The 266-nt window shown below is 69.2% G+C and carries 1 protein-coding gene; it reads left to right on the top strand.

Translation table 11 applies throughout. The annotated features are described in order from the left end of the window. A partial coding sequence (locus LRQ04_RS20515; protein ID WP_235522144.1) for a DUF222 domain-containing protein occupies positions 1 to 266 on the top strand: 266 nt, incomplete at both ends.

Raw genomic sequence — 266 nt, 5'->3', positions numbered from 1 at the left:
CGGACCGGGGACGCGGCCCTGCTCGATGACGGGTACCCGAACACGGCACAGTTCCTCCGCGCCCGATTGCGGATCAGTATCAGCGAAGCCCGCCGCAGACTCGCCCTCGCCGCCGAGGTCCTCCCCCGGCCCGGAACATCCGGACAATCCCTCCCCGCCCGACGGGAAACGCTCGCCGACGCGATCGGATCAGCCCAAATACCCTCCCGCTCCGCCACGATCATCAGCACCGCCCTGGATAAAGTCCGGCACCTCACCGACGCCGA

The sequence above is a fragment of the Paenarthrobacter sp. AR 02 genome, from assembly GCF_021538675.1.
Lineage (GTDB): Bacteria > Actinomycetota > Actinomycetes > Actinomycetales > Micrococcaceae > Arthrobacter.
The sequence above is the reverse complement of the archived record's forward strand: the minus strand, read 5'-3'. Positions and strand labels throughout refer to the sequence as shown.